Raw genomic sequence first — 15,866 nt, 5'->3', positions numbered from 1 at the left:
AATAGGATGCCCACGCGGTTAAACAAGTATCTGTCACTGCTCGCAGGTTGTGTTCTGTGCACCTCGGTGCTAGCCGAACCCTCCCGCCCCGAAAGCTTTTCATTGCTCAGCCGCTCGGGCACCTATCATGTGGAAGTCCTGCTGGACGAAGCGCAGCGTTACTGGCTCCAGAACAAGCGCGAACTTCTGGTGGGCACCTCTACTGCCGATTACCCGCCTTTTGACATGACCGACAGCGGTCAGGACTACGAAGGGCTTACCGCCGATTACGTCGGCATCCTGGCCAAAGCCCTGGGTGTATCCATAAAGATCCAGCGCTTTGCATCCAGAGACGCAGCCATCAAAGCACTTGAAGAGGGGCACATCGACCTGCTTGGCACTTCCAATGGTTTTGAAGCCGCCAACCAGAAGCTGCTGCTTTCCGCGCCATACGCCATCGACCAACCTGTGCTGGTGACCCGTGAGGGTGAAACACGCTCGTTATCACAAGGCCTTGAGGGCCTGCGCCTGAGCATGGTGTACCACTACTTGCCCCTGAATGAGGTCAAGGCGCTCTACCCCAAGGCAATTATTCAATCCTACCCGTCCTATCAAAACGCCATAAATGCAGTGGCTTTCGATCAGGCCGATGTGTTTCTGGGGGACACTGTTTCGACCCATTACATGATCAACAAGGGGTACCTGAAAAACATCAAGATGGCCAACTTCGGCAAACACGAAGCCCATGGCTTCAGCTTTGCCGTGCATCGTGACAATGCGCAACTGCTCGATATCATCAACGCCGCCCTCAGGGCGGTCCCCCAGAGCGAACAGCAAAGCATCGCCAAGCGCTGGAGCGCGGGCAGCGACATTCTGCTCTCCGACCAAAAGCTGCAACTTACAGAGCGCGAAGAGCGCTGGCTGGCGCAACACCCTGTGGTCAGGGTGGCGGTCAGCGAAACCATGGCGCCACTGACTTTCTTTGACGCCTACGGTAATTTCAGGGGCATTACTGCCGACCTGCTGGAGATGATCCGCCTGCGTACCGGGCTGCGCTTCGAGATACAGCGCGTGCGCGGCCTAAATAAAATGATGCAGATGGTCAACCAGCACGAAACCGACATTATTGCAGCCATCAGCCCGACGGCCCCGCGACAAGGCACCCTGAGTTTCAGCCGCCCCTATCTCGTCAACTCGTTTGTCCTGCTCACCGCAAAGGGGCGCAAGGCACCCGCAAGTCTTGAACAACTGGCGGGGAAAAAACTGGCCCTGAGCCAAGGCAACCCGCTGACCGAATACCTGCGCAGCCAATACCCACAAATAACACTGGTCGAAACAGAGAGTATCTACCGTGCCACAGAACTGCTGGCAGAAGGCGAAGTGCAAGGAGCGGTCAATACGCTAGTCATTGCCAACTACTTGCTTGCCTCGCAAATGTTTCAGGACCGTTTGCAAATCAGCGCCACTATTGGCACCCAACCTGCCACGTTTTCCCTCGCCACTGCACGGGATGCCACCGAGTTGAGCTCAATCCTCAACAAGGCGCTGCTGAGCATTGCGCCTGATGAACTGGGCATCATCAACAGCCGCTGGCGCGGGTACGCCCCGGCATCCGATAGCTACTGGCGTAATTACCATCGCCTGATTTACCAGATCATCATTGGCACCAGTGTCTTACTGTTGCTGTCACTGATCTGGAACGCCTACATGCGCCGCCAGATCCGCCAACGGAAAAAGGCCGAACGAGCCCTCAGCGATCAGTTCGAATTTATGCGGGCAATGGTCAATGGCACGCCCCATCCCATTTATGTACGCGATCGCGCAGGCATTCTGCAAACCTGCAATGACAGCTACCTAAAAGCCTTCTCTGCCAGACGGGAGGAGGTAATCGGCAAAACGGTGATGCAAGCCTGTGGCCTTCTGAGCAACGAGTGCGAAGCCCATGACTACCAGGCCGACTACATGCGCGTCATGCGTGAGGGGACCCCGCTCATCCTTGATCGCCCGCTCAATATCGGCGGTAAAACCTTCACCATCTATCACTGGATACTTCCTTTTCGGGACTCACTGGGCGAAGTCCAGGGCATTATCGGCGGCTGGATCGATATCAGTGAACGCCGCCAGCTTCTGGATGAGTTGCGCACGGCCAAGGAACTGGCAGATGACGCCAACCGCGCCAAAAGCACCTTCCTGGCCACCATGAGCCATGAAATCCGCACCCCTATGAATGCCGTGATCGGTTTGCTGGAACTCACCCTCAAGCGCGCCGATCAGGGGCATCTTGACCGCCCGTCCATTGAGGTCGCCTATAACTCGGCCAACGACCTTCTGGAATTGATCGGCGATATTCTCGATATTGCCCGCATCGAGTCCGGTCGCCTGAACCTGTCACCAGAACGGGTCAACCTGCGCAATCTGGCAAATTCCGTGATCCGCGTATTTGATGGTCTGGCCAGACAAAAAAGCCTGACCCTCTCCCTGATATTCAAAGCAGAGGGCAGCACACCCGATGTTCTGATCGATCCGCTGCGCTTCAAGCAGATCCTGACCAATCTGGTGAGCAACGCAATCAAGTTCACCGCCCACGGGCAGGTTACGTTGGAGATGAACCTGCTGCCTGCCAGCTCGCCCAACCAGGCAGAGCTGCAACTGAGCGTCAAAGACACGGGCATAGGCATCAGTGAACGCGATCAGGCGCGCCTGTTTGAACCCTTCGCCCAGGCAGAAAACAGCGGGCAACTGGCCCTCAATGGTGCAGGTCTGGGCCTGGTGATCTGCCGCAGCCTTTGCGAAATGATGGGCGGTACCCTCGAACTGAGCAGCCAGGTAAACGTTGGTACCCTGGTTCAAGTAAACCTCAAGGTGCCAACCCTGGAGCCCTGCCCGAACACCGCCGCGCAAGAGCCTTCGATCGACCCTGCGGCGCAGCGGTTGAACGTGCTGGTAGTGGACGATCACCCTGCCAATCGCCTGTTGATGTGCCAGCAACTGGGCTATCTGGGTCATCGTTTTACCACCGAACATGATGGCGCCGCCGGCTTTAAAACCTGGAAAGAAGGCACATTCGACCTGGTCATTGCCGACTGCAACATGCCCGTCATGAACGGTTATGACCTGACCAGGGCCATACGCCAGCATGAACAGGAATCCAGCCTGCGGCCATGCACCGTGCTGGGGTTTACTGCCAATGCCCAGCCTGAAGAGCTCCAGCGTTGCAAACAGGCCGGCATGGACGACTGCCTGTTCAAACCCATCAGCCTGACCCTGTTGAGCCAGCGTCTCACGGCACTTGTGCCGCTGTACACCAGCCAGGACAACTTCAACCTTGAATCGCTCAACGCCCTTTCCGGAGGCAATAACGAACAGAAAAAGCGCTTGCTGGAAGAGCTGCTGCGCAGCAACAGCGATGACCTCAAAACACTGCTTGAACTACCCGATAACGGAGCGTTGCAACCATTTGCCGATATTGCCCACCGGATAAAAGGCGCGGCACGCATTGTAGGGGCCGACGAGCTGATCAAACATTGCGAAATCCTGGAGCAAGCCACTCCCTCCAATCTCATCCAGGCACGTGATGAAGTTCGAGCCTCCATGCAATCTCTGGAGCAGGCATTGGCCAGGCAGTTGCAAAAACTGGCAAGGGACACCTGAGCCACAAACCGTAAAACCGGCCAATGGCCGAGCAGGTTGGCTCGATTTCACTATGCTAAAAGCATCGGCACGTGAATCTATTGCGGAGTAACTGCTCATGCGCAATGTTGCGCAATCCCGGAACCGTCAACTCCCGCTGCATGTTCACATTAGTGCGATGTTTACATTTTTGTTGCTCCTGCTGGGTATTGTGCTGGGTGTTTTCAACTATCAGCAGACCACCCAGATTATTCTCGGCAGCAGCCAGAAGCTGTTCGGCTACCTGGAGCAGGATGTACAGCGCGACTTGCTCAATGCCTACCAACCCATACGGCATGCCCTGAACCTGCTGACCCTCAACCCTGCTGCCATAACCGATCAAACCGAACTTCGAATGGGGCTGCTGCAGCCTTTCGTGCAAACCCTCGAAGACAACCACAGCTTGTCAGCGCTGTTCCTGGGGGATGACAACGGTAACTTTTTTCTTGTAAGGCCTTTGCGCAATATGGCTTTACGGCTCCAGCTCCATGCACCACCACAGGCGAGCTACGAAGTGTGGTCCATACAGCGTTCAGCGCAACAGAGCAGCGTTGAATCAAAAAAACTGTATTTGGATGCTTCACTGAAACAGCTGGAACAAAAAAATATCACCAATGAAGTCTACGACCCTCGCACCCGTAAATGGTTTATCCCGGGGCACGCCGAAAACAATCAAACCACCACCAGCCCTTATCTGTTTTTTACCACTCACGAGGTCGGCACAACATTGGCCAAACGCAGCGCCGCCAACACGGTGATTGGTGCCGACGTAACCCTTTCTCAGCTGTCCGCCACCCTCGCCGGGCATCTGACAACGCCCAGCACGCAAATTGTTTTGTACGGGGCCGATGACCGGGCCATTGCCTACCCGGATTTCAGCAAGTTACTGACCGCCAAGGACCCTGCAAACCTGCCCAAAATATCCGAGTTAAGCCCGGCCCTGAGTCATCTGGTCAGCCAGGGAGCAGGCACCCGCAAGCGCCTGTACGACGGCGAGCGGCAATGGATCGTTTCACGGTTCGAAGTAGACGATGGTGGGGCCAATGGCATGCAATTAGCCATGATGGTCCCGGAGGACGAGTTGCTGGCCGATGCCTATCGGCTGAGATGGCAAGGTGCCCTGGTGACATTGGCGGCTCTGCTGCTGTGCCTGCCAATGGGCTGGGTAACCTCCCGACTACTGGTCAAGCCCTTGCAGGCACTGGTACGCGAAGCCGATGCCATTCGCCGGTTCGATTTCAACTATCCCCTCAGCCAGAAATCGATCGTGCTCGAAATCGACCAATTGGAAGAGTCCATGGGGCGCATGAAAGAAACCCTGGCCAGTTTTTTTGAAATCACCTCCAGCCTCTCGGCCCACACTCATTTTGAGCCCTTGTTGCAATCGGTTTTGCTGGAAACGATCAAGATTGCCCAGGCCCAGGCCGGCCTGATTTACCTGACCAAAAACGACAGTACCCAACTAGAGTTGAAGGGGCTGATCATCAATGGCCAGCCCCAGGACCTGACAACCCTGCCTCAGTCTGGCCTGGACCCTGAAAGCAACCAGAATCCGGAGTGGCTGCGAGGACTGCTCGAAGGCAGTGACAGTATCGCCCGCTCACTCGAGCTTGAGCAGGCGGGCGATTTGCAACCGGTGATACAGGCACTGGGCAGCCAGAGTATCCACCTGATCGGTATTCGCCTGCACAACCGCCATGGCGAAACCGTGGGTATTTTGCTGCTGGTGCTCAACGACAGTGGTTCAAGTGACGACCAGGACCACTTGCGGGCTGACCGGATTGCCTTTATTCAAGCCGTGTCCGGCACCGCCGCCGTGGCAATTGAGAGCCAACGCCTGCAAGAACGCCAAAAGCAACTGCTGGATGCCTTGATTCAACTGCTGGCTGGCGCCATCGACGCCAAAAGCCCGTACACCGCCAGCCATTGCCAGCGGGTGCCGACCCTCACCCTGATGCTGGCCCGGGCTGCGGCAGCCAATCAAAGGCCGGAATTTAAGCACTACGATCCTTCGCAAGAGCAGTGGGAGGCCCTGCGCATCGCAGCCTGGCTACATGACTGTGGCAAGGTCACAACACCCGAATATGTGGTCGACAAGGCCACCAAACTGGAAACCCTGTACGACCGCATTCACGAAATTCGCACCCGTTTCGAAGTGCTCAAGCGCGATGCCTGGGTCAACTACTGGCAGGCACTCGCCCTGGGTGGAGACGATCAACAACTGTCTCCGTTGCGCGATATCTGCCTGGCAGCGCTGGATGACGACTTCGCCTTTGTGGCGCAATGCAACTTGGGCGGCGAGGCTATGAAAGAGACTGACCTGGAGCGCTTGAGCGCCATTTCCCAGCGTACATGGACGCGAACACTGGACGATCGGCTGGGGGTGTCCTGGGAAGAAAACAAACGCCAGGCCACCCGCGAGGAAAACGACTTGCCGGTCACCGAGCATCTGCTGGCCGACAAACCCGAGCACCTGTTCCTTCGCCCGGAAGCCGACCTGATTGACCCTGATAACCCCTGGGGCTTCAAACTCGAGGTGCCGCAATACAAGTTCAACCGGGGTGAACTGTACAACCTGAGTACCCGACGCGGCACATTGACCAACGAGGAACGCTACATCATCAACAACCACATCGTGCAGACCATCCTGATGCTTAACAGCCTGCCCCTGCCCGCTTACCTGAGCAACATTGCCGAAATTGCGGGTGGTCATCATGAAAAAATGGACGGTACCGGCTATCCAAAACGCCTGAAACGCGAAGAGATGAGCCTGGAGTCACGGATGATGGCGATTGCCGATATTTTCGAAGCCTTGACCGCCTCGGACCGCCCCTATAAACGCAGCAAGACGTTAAGCGAAGCGCTGAGCATCATGGCCACCATGTGCCACGATGCTCATATCGACCCACAGCTGTTCGCGTTATTTATGCGCGAGCAGGTGTTTATGCAGTACGCCCGGCAGTTTCTCGACCCTGAACAAATCGACACGGTCGATATCGATGCGCTGCTGCTCAAGGCCGGGCTAACCGCCTAGCGAGTTTTCAGCACTCGCTCAGGCGCAAAAAGATCGCGGCGAGGGCTTCAATGCCCTGCTGGTCCTGCTCGCTGAAGCGCCCGATGCTCGGGCTGTCCAGATCGAGCACAGCAATCAGGCGGCCATCCTTGATCAACGGCACAACCAACTCACTGTTGGAAGCACTGTCGCAAGCGATATGCCCGGCAAATGCGTGAACATCATCAACCCGCTGTGTCTGCCTGCTCGCCGCCGCAGCCCCGCACACGCCACGGCCAAAAGGAATGCGCACGCAGGCAATCTGGCCCTGGAAAGGACCCAGCACCAGCTCTTCGTTGCGGTTGAGATAAAACCCTGCCCAGTTCAGATCATCGAGCTGGTGGTACAAAAACGCCGAGAATTGCGCAGCATTGGCAATAAAATCTCGCTCATCCGCCAGCAATGACTCCAGTTGCGCCTGCAACAGGGTGTAGCCGTCAAGACCAGCACCTGTGGCGTTTAAATCAATCATTCACTTGCTCCAACAATTTCAGACCTACCCAATAACGCGCGAACTGATAGGCGCAACGACCATTGCGGTTGCCGCGCCCGGTCGCCCAGCGCACGGCCAGAATATCCAGTGCCTCGTCACGCTGCCACTCTAAACCGGCTTTGCTGGCCAATACTTCTATCCAGTGCTCGACCACACTCAAGAAATGATCCTGAGTAAACGGATAGAAAGACAGCCAAAGGCCAAAGCGGTCGGACAAGGCGATCTTGTCTTCCACCGCCTCGTTAGGGTGCAATTCACCGTCGACGTTCTTCCAGTTCTCGTTGTCGCTTTCCTTTTCCGGCACCAGATGGCGACGGTTCGAGGTGGCGTAAAGCAGGACGTTATCCGGCGCTTGCTCCAGCGAACCATCCAGCACGCTCTTCAGCACCCGGTAATCACTTTCACCGGCCTCGAAAGACAAGTCATCGCAAAACAGCACAAAACGCTGAGGCAAACCCTGCAACTGCTCGACCACTCGCGGCAGGTCGGCCAAATGATCACGTTCAATCTCGATCAGGCGCAGCCCCGCACTGCCATACTCGGCCAGCAAGGCGCGAATAATTGAAGACTTGCCGGTACCTCGTGAACCCCAGAGCAGGGCATGGTTGGCAGGCAGACCGTCAAGAAACTGTTTAGTGTTGCGTCCCAGCTGATCACGCTGGTTATCAACGCCGATCAAGTCTGAAAGGCGCATCTCAAGGCTGACTTGCAACGGCATCAAATAGCCTGAGCGACCTTCGCGCTGCCACCGGGCAGCCAGGCACTGGTCCCACTCGATCGATTCGCGCTGCGCTGGCAGCAGGGGTTCAAGACGTGCAAGGACCGCTTCGGCCCGTTCCAGAAAGGCATCCAGTTTAGAATTCACAACATTTCCTCAGACTGATACACAGTGATGGCACATTGCTATTGCCAGAATTCGACAGCCATCTTCAAAATGACTTACCCGCAACACTGCAATTACCGCAGTCAGGCTGCCGATTGACGCTCGAATCGACTACTCTTGCACCCCGCAAGGAAATGGAAACAGGTGCAGCACCCCATGGAAACAAAACTCACCCATCGCCTGTCTTTCAAGCAAGCCAAGCTGACGGTGCTGGTTGGGCTGGTGCTCGGGGCCATGCTTAGCCTGCTGCAAATCGGCATCGATTATGCCAGTGAAAACGCCGCCATCAATCGCGAAATCCAATCGCTGCTCGAGATCAGCCATAACCCGGCATCGCGCATTGCCTACAACCTTGACTCCGAGCTGGCCCAGGAACTCCTGCAAGGCCTGTTGCGCTCACCTGCAATCATCGGTGCACAGCTGATCGACAGTGACGGCGGGGTCCTATCGGCGGTGCAGGACCAACCTGAAAGCGGGCGTTACCGGGCACTGAGCGATTTCCTGTTTGGCTCCAATCGCTCCTTTGACCAACGACTGTACTTCAACCACCTGCCTGAACTCAGCATGGGCGTCCTGCACCTTGAAGTAGACACCTACCCCTTCGGCAAGCGCTTTTTACAGCGGGCTGAAGTCACACTGCTGAGCGGTTTTATCCGCAGCATCATCCTGACCTTTATCCTGATGGGTCTGTTCTATGTGATGCTGACCAAGCCGTTGGTGCGGGTGATAAGCGAACTCAGCCACCGCAAACCCGGGAACCCCACCCAATCGAAGATGCAGTGCCCTCCCGGCCACGAAGATGATGAAATTGGCGTATTGGTCAACGCTGCAAACCAGCAGTTCGAGGCCATGGCCCGTGAAATGGAACACCGCCGGCGCGCCGAAAACAGCCTGACCGACTACCTGGCACAATTGGAAACCATTGTTTCGCAACGCACCCAAGAGCTGGAGGCCATCAACGATCAACTGCGCCACTCCAATGAAGAGCTTGAAGCTGCGCGCAGTACTGCCCTGGAAATGGCCCAGGCCCGCGCGGCATTTCTGGCCAATATGAGCCATGAGATCCGCACCCCGCTCAATGGCCTGCTGGGCATGCTGGCGCTGTGCCTGGACAGCCCGCTGAATGCCGAACAACACCAGCAACTGTCCATTGCCCACGACTCGGGCAAGGTACTGGTCGAACTGCTTAACGACATTCTCGACCTGTCCAAATTCGACGCAGGCCAACTGGAGCTTGAGCATATTGCCTTCGATCTGGGCACTCTCATCGAAGACACCGCCAACCTGCTGTCGCAGAACGCCGCGCCCAGCGTGGAGCTGACCTGCCTGATCGACCCGGATTTCCCGGCTCTTGTACTGGGCGACCCGACCCGGGTGCGCCAGATCGTCAGTAATCTGCTGTCCAACGCCCTGAAATTCACCCGGTTCGGGCGGGTGGATGTGCGCCTCAGTGCGCAAAACGATCAGGTGCGTATCGAAGTGTGCGACACCGGCATCGGCATCGCCCAGGAAGCTCAGGTGCGAATTTTCAGACCCTTTACCCAGGCCGGGGCCGGTATCACCCGCCAGTTCGGTGGCACCGGGCTGGGGCTGGCGCTGACCAACAGCCTGTGCGAAGTGATGCACGGGCGGCTGACCATCAGTTCGGAAGTCGGTTTTGGCAGCCAGTTCTGCGCCGAACTGCCCCTGCCCTGCCATACCCCGGCCATCAAGCAAAAGCCCCTGAGCGGGCGAGTTATTGTGGTGAGCGCCGCGAGCAGCGGATTGAGCGAACTGCTCGGGAGCTATTTGCCACTATGGGGGCTGGATTTCAAGCGCTACTCCCTGGATGACTCATTGGCCGGCACCGATCCGCACCTGCTGATCACCGACTGCCCCGAGTGCCTGTTTGGCCTGCGGCCTGCCATCAGCGCGCCGATCTTGCTGGTGACCGCCTATGGCAACTTTATGCCAAGCGATCAGGTCAATGCGCTGGCGCCGCTGCAACAGAAAGCCAGGCCGCTGTCGCGTTATGCGCTGTATAAAACCTTGCAGCACCTGCTGCTCAAGGATGATGACCTGCACCCTGACATTACCAGCGACAACACACCTGTTACACGCCGCGCACGGATCCTGTTGGTCGAGGATAACCCGGTCAACCAACTAGTGGCCAAGGGCATGTTGAGCAAACTGGGCTGTGATGTGGTGGTTGCGGGGCATGGCGGCGAAGCACTGAGCCAGCTGGAGCAGAAGACCTTTGACCTGGTGTTGATGGACTGCAACATGCCGGTGATGGATGGCTACGAGGCCACCCGGCAAATTCGCCATCGCGGGCGCTGGCCCAAGCTGCCCATCGTTGCCCTGACCGCCAATGCCATGCCCGAAGAGCGCGAACGCTGCCGCTCGGCGGGCATGAACGACTACCTGGCCAAACCGTTTCGGCGCGAAGAGCTGGCCGCCCTGATCGATACCTGGGTGCCGCAAAAAACTTGAATCATGGTGCGCGGTACATTCCTGTGGGAGCGGGCTTGCTCGCGATGGGATCAATGCGCTTATCCTGACAGGCTGCAGCGTCTGTATCGCAGGCAAGCCAGCTCCCACTGGCTTTGCGGTGCATACCAAAGCGGGTGATGCTATCGCGAGAAAGTCGAACCCTCACACCGCTGTTACCACAAAGTTTGGCCAGTATTTACAACAACGCTTCGATATCCGCCTTCAGCGCCTCGGGCTTGGTGGCCGGGGCATAGCGCTTGACGCTTGTGCCGTCGCCACTGATCAGGAACTTGGTGAAGTTCCACTTGATCCCCTGCGAACCCAACACCCCTGGTGCACGTTTCTTGAGCTGGACAAACAGCGGATGAGCCTGGGGGCCATTGACCTCGACCTTTTTGAACAGCGGGAAGGTCACGCCAAAATTCAACTCGCAGAATTCGGAGATGGCCGCTTCGTCACCCGGCTCCTGCTTGCCAAACTGATTGCACGGGAACCCCAGAATCACCAGCCCCTGGTCCCGATACTGCTGCCATAGCGCCTCAAGGCCCTTGTATTGCGGGGTAAAGCCGCACTTGCTGGCGGTATTGACCACCAGCACCGCCTTGCCCGCGAAGTCCGCCAGGGTTTTTGGCTCGCCGCCAAGCGTGATGCATGGGGTATCGAACAGGTTGTCGCTCATGACGGCGCCTCCAAAGGTCAGTTGCGGGGAACCAGGTCCAGGCACACCGAGTTGATGCAGTAGCGCAGCCCGGTCGGTGGCGGACCATCAGGGAACACGTGGCCCAGATGCGCATCACACTTGGCACAGACCACTTCGGTACGCACCATGCCGTGGCTCACGTCGCGGATCTCGACCATCGCACTGTCACCAATCGGCTGGTAAAAGCTCGGCCAGCCGCAGCCGGAATCAAATTTGGCGCTGGAATCGAACAGCGCCTCGTTGCAGCAAATGCAGTGATAAACACCGTCGGTTTTGGTGCCGTTGTATTTACCCGAAAACGGTCGCTCAGTGCCCTTGAGCCGGCACACGTTGTACTGCTCCGGATCGAGCATGGCCTTCCATTCGTCCAGGGTTTTGTTCAACTTTTCCATGGTTCTGCCTCTGCAACTGAAAAACCCCGACCAGTGGCTTTTCCAGGGGTCGGGTGGCACGTATGATTGCGCCTCGTTAAACGCCAGTCTGGCACCCGCTCTAGCTGCATTCAAACGGATTCTTGAAGCAAAGCGGTGTTAGCCACTGTGTGCAAACACAGAATTTCCCAGAGCTGTGGTCATTACATTGCCTGGATCGTTCATTTTCGGGATCACATCGCCATGCAGGTCAGCAAATCAAACAAGCTCGCCAACGTCTGTTATGACATTCGCGGCCCAGTGCTCAAGCACGCCAAACGCCTGGAGGAGGAAGGCCAGCGCATCCTCAAGCTGAATATCGGCAACCCGGCGCCCTTTGGTTTTGAAGCGCCGGACGAAATCCTCCAGGACGTGATCCGCAACCTGCCGACTGCCCAGGGCTACAGCGATTCCAAAGGCCTGTTCAGCGCGCGCAAGGCAGTGATGCAGTACTACCAGCAAAAGCAGGTAGAAGGTGTCGGTATTGAAGACATCTACCTGGGTAACGGTGTATCCGAGCTGATCGTGATGTCGCTGCAAGCCCTGCTCAACAATGGCGACGAAGTCCTGGTGCCAGCACCCGATTACCCGTTGTGGACCGCTGCCGTGACCCTGGCCGGTGGCCACCCGGTGCATTACCTGTGCGATGAGCAAGCCAACTGGTGGCCTGATCTTGAGGATATAAAAGCAAAGATCACCCCCAACACCAAGGCCATGGTCATCATCAACCCGAACAACCCGACGGGTGCGGTGTACTCCAAAGAAGTGCTGCTGGGCATGCTGGAAATTGCCCGCCAGCACAACCTGGTGGTGTTCTCGGACGAAATCTACGACAAGATCCTCTACGACGACGCCGTGCATATCTGCACCGCTTCGCTGGCTCCGGACGTGTTGTGCCTGACCTTCAACGGCCTGTCCAAGTCGTACCGGGTGGCGGGTTTCCGCTCGGGCTGGATTGCCATTTCCGGGCCCAAGCACAACGCCCAGGGTTACATTGAAGGCATCGACATGCTGGCCAACATGCGCCTGTGCGCCAACGTGCCCAGCCAGCATGCGATCCAGACTGCACTGGGCGGCTACCAGAGCATCAATGATCTGGTCCTGCCCAACGGCCGCTTGCTGGAACAGCGCAACCGCACCTGGGAGTTGCTCAACGATATTCCCGGCGTCAGCTGTGTAAAACCGATGGGCGCGCTGTATGCCTTCCCGCGCATCGACCCGAAAGTGTGCCCGATCCTCAACGACGAAAAATTCGTGCTCGACCTGCTGCTCTCGGAAAAACTGCTGGTGGTTCAAGGCACGGCATTCAACTGGCCATGGCCCGACCACTTCCGTGTCGTGACCCTGCCCCGCGTCGATGAGCTGGATATGGCCATTGGCAGAATCGGTAACTTCCTGAAGACCTACCGTCAGTAATTTCTGAGCATGCTGTGCGACCTATGAAAAGTCGCACAGCATGTGTCTGATGAAACATTCTTCACACATCTGCTTTCGCGCTCTGCGCCCTCGGTCAAAAATCCCTGATATCTCCAATAGCCCTTTATTTACTGGCTAGAGGTGGAACTTTTGGCAAAAAAAAGCGCTCCTTCTTATTAGGAAATGTCAGGCATGCAACTAGAATCAGGCTGTAGGACACAGTTTGAAATAGTCACTCGGTTGAATAGCCACAGATAGCACCTTATATACCCGCATACGGCAACACCCTTAAGACGAGGAGATTCTTACAACCATGATGCGCATTCTGCTGTTTTTGGCCACTAACCTGGCGGTCGTGCTGATTGCCAGCATCACCCTGAGCCTGTTCGGCTTTGACGGGTTCATGGCGGCCAACGGGGTTGATCTGAACCTCAGTCAGCTGTTGGTGTTCTGTGCGGTCTTTGGTTTTGCAGGGTCTTTGTTCTCGCTATTCATTTCCAAATGGATGGCGAAGATGAGCACCAGCACCCAGGTGATCACTCAACCTCGTACTCGTCATGAACAATGGTTGATGCAAACCGTTGAGCAATTGTCCCGCGAAGCCGGGATCAAAATGCCTGAAGTGGGGATTTTCCCTGCCTATGAGGCGAATGCCTTTGCCACAGGCTGGAACAAGAACGATGCACTGGTCGCTGTCAGCCAGGGTTTGCTCGAACGTTTTTCGCCCGATGAAGTAAAAGCGGTACTGGCCCACGAAATCGGTCACGTTGCCAACGGTGACATGGTGACCCTGGCGCTGGTACAGGGCGTGGTGAACACCTTTGTGATGTTCTTCGCCCGGATCATCGGCAACTTTGTCGACAAGGTGGTGTTCAAGAACGATGAAGGCCGCGGCATTGCGTACTACGTCGCGACCATCTTCGCCGAACTGGTCCTGGGCTTCCTGGCCAGTGCCATCGTGATGTGGTTCTCGCGCAAACGTGAGTTCCGCGCAGACGAAGCCGGTGCCCAGCTTGCCGGTACTGCAGCCATGATCAGCGCCCTGCAGCGCTTGCGCTCCGAACAGGGCCTGCCGGTGCACATGCCCGACACCATGGCGGCTTTCGGCATCAACGGCGGCCTCAAGCAAGGCCTGGCGCGGATGTTCATGAGCCATCCGCCTCTGGAAGAACGTATCGATGCACTGCGTCGTCGCGGCTAACCCCACGGCGAATACGAAAAAGGGCGACTGAAGTCGCCCTTTTTTGTGCCCGCGATTTCGCTCAGGCGGTTTTATTCAGGCGATATACCCGCTCCACCAGACGCGTCACGCCGCCCTTGAGGAACTTCCACTCCTGATCCAGCACATCCGGCTGTTCGATGATCTCCAGCGTCCAGACAGGCGCCAGCAAACTCTGCACCTCGGCATCCGGCACCGAGAACGGCGGGCCGTTCATTTGCGACTGATCATAATCGAGGGTGATCAACAGGCCCCGGCAGCCAGGCGCAAGAATCCGGTTCAGATGCCGGGTGTAGGCTGCGCGCATCTCGGGAGGGAATGCGATGGTTGCCGCACGGTCATACAGCCCCACGCAGGAAGCCACGTCGGCAGCCGTCAGGGCAAACACGTCACCGCACAGGATCGTCACAGGGCCCGCCTCGTACACCTTGAAGGCGCCCTGCTGGCGAATCTGTGGCTCGACCTGCTGTTCACTGAAAAACTGCTCCACGGCCGTCTGCGTCAACTCCACGCCCAGCACTTCATGCCCGTTGGCCGCCAACCAGCTCATATCCAGGCTTTTGCCGCATAACGGCACCAGCACACGGCCGCCCTCCCCCACCCCCAGTGTCGGCCAAAGGCGCTGAAGGTAAGGGTTGACCTGCGACAGGTGAAAGCCGATCTGATTGCGGTCCCAGCGGTCGTGCCAAAATTCGGGCTGCATGATTCACCTTTAAATTCGATAGATAAGTACTAAAACTTATATTGGATTTAGATCAATGATCGGGATGAAGATGACGCATCTTAACTTTGAGGACGTCTTTCATGTTCCCCAGCCTGTTTATTTCCCATGGTTCGCCAATGCTAGCACTGGAACCCGGTGACAGTGGCCCGGCGCTTGAGCGTCTGGCAGCCGAGTTGCCCCGGCCAAAAGCCATAGTGCTGGTATCCGCACACTGGGAAAGCCCAGACCTGCGAGTCACGAGCAACCCGGCCCCGCAAACCTGGCACGACTTTGGCGGCTTCCCCCCTGAGCTGTTTGCCGTGCAATACCCGGCTCCCGGCGAACCGGCATTGGCAGCCCGTATCGCGCAAATGCTGACGGAGCATGGCTTGCCGGCACAACTGGACGCCAAGCGGCCTTTTGACCATGGCGCCTGGGTGCCGTTGTCGTTGATGTACCCGGCAGCGGATATTCCGGTGGTGCAGGTTTCATTACCTAGCCAACTCGGCCCGGTTGCCCAGACCAAAGTGGGGCGTGCACTGGCTGCCTTGCGCAGCGAGGGAATCCTGATCATTGGCTCCGGCAGCATCACCCACAATCTGCGTGAGCTGGACTGGCACGCAGGGCCCGAGAGCATTGAACCCTGGGCCAAGGCCTTCCGTGACTGGATGATCGACAAGCTGGCTGCTGATGATGAGACGGCGCTGCACGACTACCGCAAGCAGGCGCCCTTTGCTGCCAAAAGTCATCCCAGCGATGAGCACCTGCTGCCGCTGTACTTTGCCCGTGGCGCAGGAGGGGCTTTCAGCATTGCCCACCAGGGCTGGACGATGGGCGCGTTGGGGATGGATATCTATAAATTCGGTTAAA

The 15,866-nt window shown here is 57.2% G+C and carries 11 protein-coding genes; 6 read left to right on the top strand and 5 right to left on the bottom strand.

Annotated features, from left to right (window positions below; genetic code table 11):
• Positions 1 to 6: 6 nt before the first annotated feature.
• Both ACZRMH_RS18290 and ACZRMH_RS18285 read left to right on the top strand, forming a co-directional pair.
• Positions 7 to 3,630, top strand: coding sequence for a transporter substrate-binding domain-containing protein (locus ACZRMH_RS18290; protein ID WP_464014616.1), 3,624 nt, complete (start codon positions 7 to 9; stop codon positions 3,628 to 3,630).
• Positions 3,631 to 3,727: 97 nt separating this feature from the next.
• Complete coding sequence (locus ACZRMH_RS18285; RefSeq protein ID WP_464014615.1) at positions 3,728 to 6,682, top strand: HD domain-containing phosphohydrolase; 2,955 nt, start codon at positions 3,728 to 3,730, stop codon at positions 6,680 to 6,682.
• Positions 6,683 to 6,689: 7 nt separating this feature from the next.
• On the opposite strand, the gene ACZRMH_RS18280 is transcribed toward ACZRMH_RS18285, so the two are convergent.
• Positions 6,690 to 7,172 carry a GAF domain-containing protein gene (locus ACZRMH_RS18280; RefSeq protein ID WP_464014614.1) on the bottom strand — a complete coding sequence of 161 codons (483 nt, stop codon included), beginning with the start codon at positions 7,170 to 7,172 and terminating at the stop codon, positions 6,690 to 6,692.
• Entirely contained in the window at positions 7,165 to 8,058 is an 894-nt protein-coding gene (locus ACZRMH_RS18275; protein WP_464014613.1) for an ATP-binding protein, read from the bottom strand. The genes ACZRMH_RS18280 and ACZRMH_RS18275 overlap by 8 nt, the downstream gene beginning before the upstream one ends.
• A 174-nt stretch (positions 8,059 to 8,232) precedes the next feature.
• On the opposite strand from ACZRMH_RS18275, the gene ACZRMH_RS18270 reads away from it, so the two are divergent.
• Positions 8,233 to 10,548, top strand: coding sequence for a response regulator (locus tag ACZRMH_RS18270; protein ID WP_464014612.1), 2,316 nt, complete (start codon positions 8,233 to 8,235; stop codon positions 10,546 to 10,548).
• Between the two features lie 196 nt (positions 10,549 to 10,744).
• On the opposite strand, the gene ACZRMH_RS18265 is transcribed toward ACZRMH_RS18270, so the two are convergent.
• Together ACZRMH_RS18265 and msrB are read right to left on the bottom strand one after the other, a co-directional pair.
• Positions 10,745 to 11,227, bottom strand: coding sequence for a glutathione peroxidase (locus tag ACZRMH_RS18265; RefSeq protein WP_464014611.1), 483 nt, complete (start codon positions 11,225 to 11,227; stop codon positions 10,745 to 10,747).
• Positions 11,228 to 11,244: 17 nt separating this feature from the next.
• Positions 11,245 to 11,640, bottom strand: a complete 396-nt coding sequence (gene msrB / locus ACZRMH_RS18260) for a peptide-methionine (R)-S-oxide reductase MsrB (protein ID WP_464014610.1) — start codon at positions 11,638 to 11,640, stop codon at positions 11,245 to 11,247.
• 222 nt (positions 11,641 to 11,862) lie between these two features.
• On the opposite strand from msrB, the gene ACZRMH_RS18255 reads away from it, so the two are divergent.
• The gene (locus ACZRMH_RS18255; protein WP_464014609.1) at positions 11,863 to 13,074 is read left to right on the top strand and encodes a pyridoxal phosphate-dependent aminotransferase; all 1,212 of its coding nucleotides are present in this window, start codon (positions 11,863 to 11,865) and stop codon (positions 13,072 to 13,074) included.
• A gap of 313 nt (positions 13,075 to 13,387) precedes the next feature.
• Positions 13,388 to 14,275, top strand: a complete 888-nt coding sequence (gene htpX / locus ACZRMH_RS18250) for a protease HtpX (protein WP_003446575.1) — start codon at positions 13,388 to 13,390, stop codon at positions 14,273 to 14,275.
• A gap of 61 nt (positions 14,276 to 14,336) precedes the next feature.
• Here the strand turns inward: htpX and ACZRMH_RS18245 are convergent, their stop codons facing one another.
• Complete coding sequence (locus ACZRMH_RS18245) at positions 14,337 to 14,996, bottom strand: thiopurine S-methyltransferase (RefSeq protein ID WP_464014608.1); 660 nt, start codon at positions 14,994 to 14,996, stop codon at positions 14,337 to 14,339.
• 101 nt (positions 14,997 to 15,097) lie between these two features.
• Between ACZRMH_RS18245 and ACZRMH_RS18240 the strand changes: the two genes are divergently transcribed.
• Positions 15,098 to 15,865 (top strand): DODA-type extradiol aromatic ring-opening family dioxygenase, encoded by a 768-nt coding sequence (locus tag ACZRMH_RS18240; protein WP_464014607.1) that lies wholly within the window; start codon positions 15,098 to 15,100, stop codon positions 15,863 to 15,865.
• Position 15,866 lies beyond the last annotated feature (1 nt).

It is taken from the genome of Pseudomonas sp. B414 (assembly GCF_055408445.1).
The sequence above is the reverse complement of the archived record's forward strand: the minus strand, read 5'-3'. Positions and strand labels throughout refer to the sequence as shown.

Excerpts from the sequence above, each read along its gene's own strand:
- ACZRMH_RS18245 (WP_464014608.1), bottom strand. The coding sequence starts at position 14,996 with ATGCAGCCCGAATTTTGGCACGACCGCTGGGACCGCAATCAGATCGGC.
- ACZRMH_RS18240 (WP_464014607.1), top strand. The coding sequence starts at position 15,098 with ATGTTCCCCAGCCTGTTTATTTCCCATGGTTCGCCAATGCTAGCACTG.
- ACZRMH_RS18290 (WP_464014616.1), top strand. The coding sequence starts at position 7 with ATGCCCACGCGGTTAAACAAGTATCTGTCACTGCTCGCAGGTTGTGTT.
- msrB (WP_464014610.1), bottom strand. The coding sequence starts at position 11,640 with ATGGAAAAGTTGAACAAAACCCTGGACGAATGGAAGGCCATGCTCGAT.
- ACZRMH_RS18255 (WP_464014609.1), top strand. The coding sequence starts at position 11,863 with ATGCAGGTCAGCAAATCAAACAAGCTCGCCAACGTCTGTTATGACATT.
- ACZRMH_RS18285 (WP_464014615.1), top strand. The coding sequence starts at position 3,728 with ATGCGCAATGTTGCGCAATCCCGGAACCGTCAACTCCCGCTGCATGTT.
- ACZRMH_RS18280 (WP_464014614.1), bottom strand. The coding sequence starts at position 7,172 with ATGATTGATTTAAACGCCACAGGTGCTGGTCTTGACGGCTACACCCTG.
- htpX (WP_003446575.1), top strand. The coding sequence starts at position 13,388 with ATGATGCGCATTCTGCTGTTTTTGGCCACTAACCTGGCGGTCGTGCTG.
- ACZRMH_RS18270 (WP_464014612.1), top strand. The coding sequence starts at position 8,233 with ATGGAAACAAAACTCACCCATCGCCTGTCTTTCAAGCAAGCCAAGCTG.
- ACZRMH_RS18265 (WP_464014611.1), bottom strand. The coding sequence starts at position 11,227 with ATGAGCGACAACCTGTTCGATACCCCATGCATCACGCTTGGCGGCGAG.